7 protein-coding genes and 1 pseudogene are annotated in these 5,573 nt (G+C 38.1%); 4 read left to right on the top strand and 4 right to left on the bottom strand.

Annotation, left to right across the window (positions count from 1 at the left end):
- Positions 1-222, bottom strand: a pseudogene (locus H6G97_RS44085) (hypothetical protein); the annotation flags it as partial.
- A 77-nt stretch (positions 223-299) separates the two neighbouring features.
- A complete protein-coding gene (locus tag H6G97_RS44080; protein ID WP_190946803.1) occupies positions 300-497 on the bottom strand; it encodes a DUF2811 domain-containing protein in 198 nt (65 codons plus the stop codon).
- Between the two features lie 521 nt (positions 498-1,018).
- Between H6G97_RS44080 and H6G97_RS44075 the strand changes: the two genes are divergently transcribed.
- From H6G97_RS44075 to H6G97_RS44060, 4 genes are all read left to right on the top strand, one after another.
- Positions 1,019-1,435, top strand: coding sequence for a hypothetical protein (locus H6G97_RS44075; protein ID WP_190946802.1), 417 nt, complete (start codon positions 1,019-1,021; stop codon positions 1,433-1,435).
- 85 nt (positions 1,436-1,520) lie between these two features.
- Positions 1,521-2,369, top strand: a complete 849-nt coding sequence (locus tag H6G97_RS44070; RefSeq protein WP_190946801.1) for a tryptophan 2,3-dioxygenase family protein — start codon at positions 1,521-1,523, stop codon at positions 2,367-2,369.
- Between the two features lie 91 nt (positions 2,370-2,460).
- Positions 2,461-3,141, top strand: a complete 681-nt coding sequence (locus tag H6G97_RS44065) for a uracil-DNA glycosylase (protein WP_190946800.1) — start codon at positions 2,461-2,463, stop codon at positions 3,139-3,141.
- Between the two features lie 34 nt (positions 3,142-3,175).
- On the top strand, positions 3,176-4,294 hold the full coding sequence (locus H6G97_RS44060) for a hypothetical protein (protein ID WP_190946799.1): 1,119 nt from the start codon (positions 3,176-3,178) through the stop codon (positions 4,292-4,294).
- A gap of 260 nt (positions 4,295-4,554) precedes the next feature.
- Here the strand turns inward: H6G97_RS44060 and H6G97_RS54085 are convergent, their stop codons facing one another.
- Entirely contained in the window at positions 4,555-5,205 is a 651-nt protein-coding gene (locus H6G97_RS54085; protein ID WP_242056025.1) for a hypothetical protein, read from the bottom strand.
- A 40-nt stretch (positions 5,206-5,245) separates the two neighbouring features.
- On the bottom strand, positions 5,246-5,573 hold a 328-nt coding region (locus H6G97_RS54080; RefSeq protein WP_242056024.1), incomplete at its 5' end, for a strawberry notch C-terminal domain-containing protein.

Here is a 5,573-nt window from a genome sequence, read left to right as displayed (position 1 = left end):
TAAAGGTTTAATATCACCTGCTTCAAGGCGCACTTTTTGTAGCTTTTCTATACTATTGAGTAAGGTCTTGAGTGAGTTTAAAATATCATCACTATCCAAGACATTTTCCACTGATCGAGCCACATCTTCAGCATCGTCTACGAGTTTGGGTTCTGCTGCATCTGAGAGTGGCGATACTACAATAGTAGATGTTTCCGATTTTGACTCGTTTTTACTTACCATTAATCCTGAGTGAAGGAATCTTTCTGAGTGTATCGTTTGATTGACCTTTTATTTTATATGATTTCTAAGGAATAGCATTAACCGCGACGAAACAGAGCTTCGAGATAAACTTGGGAAACACGGCGATCTCCATCAGCATTTTGCAGCAGAAATAGAGAAATAGCTGCGGTAATAAGACGACGTTCATCCCAATCAGGATGTTTTTCTAAGTAGGTGTTGAGAGATTGATGTAGGGTTTCGGGAAGAGTAGTAAAGATGTTTTGGGTTGAGTTCATGTGATGAAAGCTTCAGAAAGAGCAAATCAATAAGGATAACAAGCTAGAGGTGATACAGTGCAAGTACAGTTTCACCCCATCCTTTGCTTGCTGAACCACTGGCACTAACAACTGAATAGTTTTATACAGTTGATGTTACAGATAGAACGGACGACAAAGGCTAGTCGATTTATTGTGTGCTGATTGGCTCGGTTTGTCAATGTTGCAAAATGTTAAATAGAGATGTATAAAAAATAAATAGTTAGGTGAAAATTAGGGTTAAAAGTAGGTTTTATTTACCTTCCGTAACAATAACTCAGTAAAGCAGACTGATGGTTACAGCCATGACAAAATCCTTGATGAGTGAACAGAAGCCGATTATCTTGTAAAACAACTGTGGAAAACAGCAGAAATAGCTGTGGAAACCCTGTGGAATCTGCCAGAAAAAGTAGAATTAATGATAAGAATTGCAAAAAGTTGAGATTTGTAATCTTTGCCGTTGCAGTATAACATCAGGCTCAGTATTGCCCAAGGAGCGAATCATGAGAGGATGGGTAAGCGATCCACATTCAGGAGGGGTAAAAATCCCTGAGCAAGTCAAACAGAGAACGAAGCAACGGATATTAGCTTATGCAGAGCAGCATTACGCGGGGAAATACATACGTATTGATGTCCGCTTTAAGGGATATTTCTGTTACATAGATGCTTATAAAGAACCATTTTTACCAGATAGTTATGACCTATCAATGTTTAAAATAACACGCTCAGAATATATAGAGAGAGCCAAGAATACACCAATTCATCTGTGTCGATTACGCTACAAAGGAAATGAAGAGAAATGGACGAAGGCTTTTTACACCTATAGTAATGAAAAATATGAACCTAGCGTATTTAATAATGGTACTTTTTATGGAACACCAGAAGAGGCATTTCAAAGTTCAGCATTGTACTTAGATTAATCAAATTTCGACAGCTTTAATGATTTTTGAGATAGAAATATAAACTTGTTTGGCTCATAAAGAAAAAGTAACAATATCTATCAATATGTCTGAATCTTATACGTTTCAACCTTTACCGCTAATTAATCCTAGCTTGGATATTAGTGAGAATCACTACTGGAATTACCATAATATCGAGGAACTAATTAGTTGTAAAAAGCCTTTGACAGCATCTATTGATGAAGATTTATTTATTGCTGTACATCAAATGTGTGAACTTGCTTTTCACCAAATGATTATTGATATGGAACGAGTGTTGAAAACTTTAGCACAAGCGCTACAAGATGCAACTGATCCGATCATTGGCAATACGGCAGAGGTATGCTATTTCTTTCGTCGCATCCTGCGTCTTTACGAAGTTGTAAATACGACGATGCCGATTCTGGGGACAATGCGTGCTTTTGCAGAGTTCAGAACTAGTATTGGGCCTACTAGCGGGTTTCAGTCTTTTCAGTTCCGTCATCTAGAAATTATGAGTGGGGTATGCAAATATTGGGATGGTGGTACTAAAGATGTTGAAGGAAAATTGCATATTGCTGAGGTAGAGTTTAATCAACGCTATGGTGAACAGGTAGCGCAATGGTTTGAATTGTACCGTCAGCACAACCTTGCTTACTATTATCAAATCCTCATTAGCCGCGCTGCTGGTAATTCTCAGGCAGAATATTTAGTCAATTTACAAACTAATACAAATGCTAGTGCCATTCTTCAGTGCTTTAGCGCTTATGATAATTTGCAAAGGCGATTTCATAAATCTCATCTAGGGTTGGCAGTTACACAGCTAAAAATAGTTGGTGCTGATGTTGGTACTGATGGTACATCCTTTAGAAATTATCTAGCTAAATACGATCGGGAAGAAGCGCCTCTGTTTCCAGGTTTAGAAGATATTCTCTAACTGCATCAGTGTTAGTTATTCTTAAAAAACGTGGGATTTCTGAGGGTTACAAGATATAGGATAATATGTCTAGACGCTAAATAAATATCGAATGATAAGTTTACAATTTCCTAATGATTGGCAGAGAGTACTAGCTGAAGAATTTAAACAACCTTACTTTACGAAACTTCAAGAGTTTCTAATAAGTGAAAGGTTATCTCATACTATCTATCCAGCTAAAGAAGAGACATTTTCTGCTTTTGAACTGACACCTTACGAGCAAGTAAAAGTCGTATTGCTGGGACAAGATCCATATCACAATAAAAACCAAGCACATGGTTTATGTTTTTCAGTTAGACCAGGGGTAAAACTACCTCCATCACTTGGCAACATATTTAAGGAACTTAAACAAGATATTGGAATTGAAACCCCAAATAATGGCTATCTTGTAACATGGGCTAAACAAGGTATATTGATGTTAAATACAGTACTAAGTGTCAAAAAAGGCATGGCAAATTCCCATAAAAATAAGGGTTGGGAAACTTTTACAGATGCGGTAATTAGTAAAATTAGCCAGAAACCTGCACCTATAATCTTTGTGTTATGGGGCAAGGATGCACAAAAGAAACTAAAGTTGATAGATGCCAACAAAAATATGATAATTCAATCAGCACATCCCTCAGCACTTTCTGCTCACAATGGTTTTTTTGGTAGCAAGCCCTTTTCAGCTATTAATTCTGCATTAATTTCTTATGGACAACCAGAAATTAATTGGCAAATACCAAATATTTAAAAATTAAATAGTTTATTTAAAGATAAAGAAAACTATGAGTGAGTACCAGTATTACGAATTTCAGGCATTAGACCGACCATTAACTCCATCAGAACAAGCATATATAAGTAGTTTATCGAGCCGGGTACAACTGAGTGCAACAAATGCAATTTTTACCTACAGTTATGGAGACTTTCGAGGTGAACCCAAGGAAGTTCTAGAAAAGTGTTTCGACATCATGTTATACATGGCGAATTGGGGAACACGACAATTAATGTTTCGTTTCCCTAAAGCAGTGGTTGCTTCATCAGTTTTTGAGCCTTATTGTGTAGCTGATAAAATTACTGTATCAAGGAGCAAAAACTATATAATTGTGGATATTAGCATCCAGGACGAAGAATATGGAGATTGGATAGAAGGGGAGGGATGGCTAGCACAATTAGTGCAGTTGCGTGATGATATTTTGCAAGGAGATTATCGAGTTTTATACCTGGCTTGGTTAAAAGCAGCTTCCATAGCAATTGAAGAAGGGGAAGATGAAGAAGATTTAGTTGAACCACCTGTCCCAGCAAACTTGAAAAAACTACCTGCTGCAATTGAGACTTTTACGGAGTTATTTGATATTGACCAGGATTTAATTGCATCGGCATCTCAAGTAAGTATTGATAAAAAAGAAAATACTGAACCCATAAAAGAGTGGATTACAGCTTTGTCATCAGAGGAAAAAGACTATTTTCTTTTGAAAGTAGCAACAGGTGAAATTAATGTTGGAATACAACTTGTAAACCGACTGCGAGAACTATTTAAAATTCCCAAAACTAATAGCAATCATGATACTCATAGACGCTCATTTTCTCAGTTACTAGAAAATGCTAATGAGCAAATGCAACAGCGTCAGCAACGAGAGAAATTAGCAGCACAACAGGAAAAAATCCGTAAGTTAGAAGTTCTAGCTAAAAATCAAGATAAAGTATGGTCAGATATATATAAATTACTTGAATTCAAGCAATCCAAAACTTATGACCAAGCAGTTGCACATCTAGTTGACTTACGGGAACTGGCTGAATATCAAGGAAAGCTAGAGGAGTTCAAAGCTTCTATTAAGCAGATGCAAAAAAATTATAGCACCCGGACTGGATTGCTATCGCGCCTGAAAAAAGTTGGATTATTGTAAATTCTCTAAGTGTACAATTTTTCTTTTCTGACATAGTGATGCTGATTACCATTTTATATTCATGGTATGAAGCCCCTATTTTTAAATAGGTCGAATAAAAAAAGAAGATTTTTAAGGCACGTAGTGCGATAACTTAGCAGTGTCCATATTTGAAACAAGAGCTTTTAAGTTACTTATTCCCTTTCCCATTTCCCTTTCTTCACACTCTTGTTTGAGCGAAAAATAAGCTGATGTATCTAATAAATACATCAGCTTTTGACTTATCCCAAGATTTCAATCACAGCCGCTAGAATAGCTGGCGCTTTGTCTGAAACCGGAATGAACACCCGCTTTTTCCAGTTGATGATCTCAGTGAAACAGCCAACAGCTAAGAGTCGCTCTGCCAGTGAAATAGCATTAACCAGTTCTATGCGAGGTTCATTAGCAACGAAAGAACGTCGCAAGGTTACACCACCCGGCAACTGCTGTGTATATTTCTTGTTCAGTACCAGCTTCACAAGTTCATCTGGAGAAAGCAGCTGGTTCCTGAGTCCAAGTTGTTCGCGCACGGTTTGAATGTCGTGAGCATTTACCACCCGACCGAGAATCTTTTGTCCATCGCTGGTTTGTAGTCGGAAGACTCGACTATTCTGCTGTGGCGGGATTTTCCAGATGGGCAATAGAATACCAGTTACCAAATGCAGATAATCGGTTGTGAACTTGGGTAATTCGTTTACTTCAGTAGACCAAGCAGCAGTAAACGCATCAATAGAAACTTGCCCCCATGTGGAAGATTCCAAGTCTTGGACTGGTACGCGAGTTTCTTTCTGTGGACGAATCAGCAAAACTCTTGGGACAACTCCACCATCAGCGTTGTAGATACTATGTGTTGAAATTGACACAGCAGCATGACCAGACTTGGAGTTGATCATGAGCCTTCCTTGATATTGAGTGACGAACTCAACCATTTCTTCAGCCGTTCTGATGTTGTTTTTTTTGGGTGCGTTCCACTTTCAAGTAATTGGTGACGCTACCAGTTTGAGCATGAGTGTACACAGCTTCCTGGCTCTCAACAGTAAAGCGTTCAGCCCGTAAAGTTTCTACACCCATCTCATAGACCCCATTAGCGATCGCTGCCTCAATCTGCTGACTTAGCAACAACTCAAAACGCTCGAAAATGATGTTTTGCATATCGATGCGTAAAGCCAACAGGCGATTGAGGAATTGCCGCAATGGAGGCAAGTCAATTTTTATCCCGCCTTCATGAGAGGTTAAGCTAAGTCCTGTCATTAGAGATGAT

The organism is Nostoc flagelliforme FACHB-838, from assembly GCF_014698065.1.
Taxonomy (GTDB): domain Bacteria; phylum Cyanobacteriota; class Cyanobacteriia; order Cyanobacteriales; family Nostocaceae; genus Nostoc; species Nostoc flagelliforme_B.
The sequence above is the reverse complement of the archived record's forward strand: the minus strand, read 5'-3'. Positions and strand labels throughout refer to the sequence as shown.

Bases quoted from the DNA above. Each gene is read 5' to 3' on its own strand.
- H6G97_RS44070 (WP_190946801.1), top strand. From the start codon at position 1,521: ATGTCTGAATCTTATACGTTTCAACCTTTACCGCTAATTAATCCTAGC.
- H6G97_RS54085 (WP_242056025.1), bottom strand. From the start codon at position 5,205: ATGATCAACTCCAAGTCTGGTCATGCTGCTGTGTCAATTTCAACACAT.
- H6G97_RS44075 (WP_190946802.1), top strand. From the start codon at position 1,019: ATGAGAGGATGGGTAAGCGATCCACATTCAGGAGGGGTAAAAATCCCT.
- H6G97_RS44060 (WP_190946799.1), top strand. From the start codon at position 3,176: ATGAGTGAGTACCAGTATTACGAATTTCAGGCATTAGACCGACCATTA.
- H6G97_RS44065 (WP_190946800.1), top strand. From the start codon at position 2,461: ATGATAAGTTTACAATTTCCTAATGATTGGCAGAGAGTACTAGCTGAA.
- H6G97_RS44080 (WP_190946803.1), bottom strand. From the start codon at position 497: ATGAACTCAACCCAAAACATCTTTACTACTCTTCCCGAAACCCTACAT.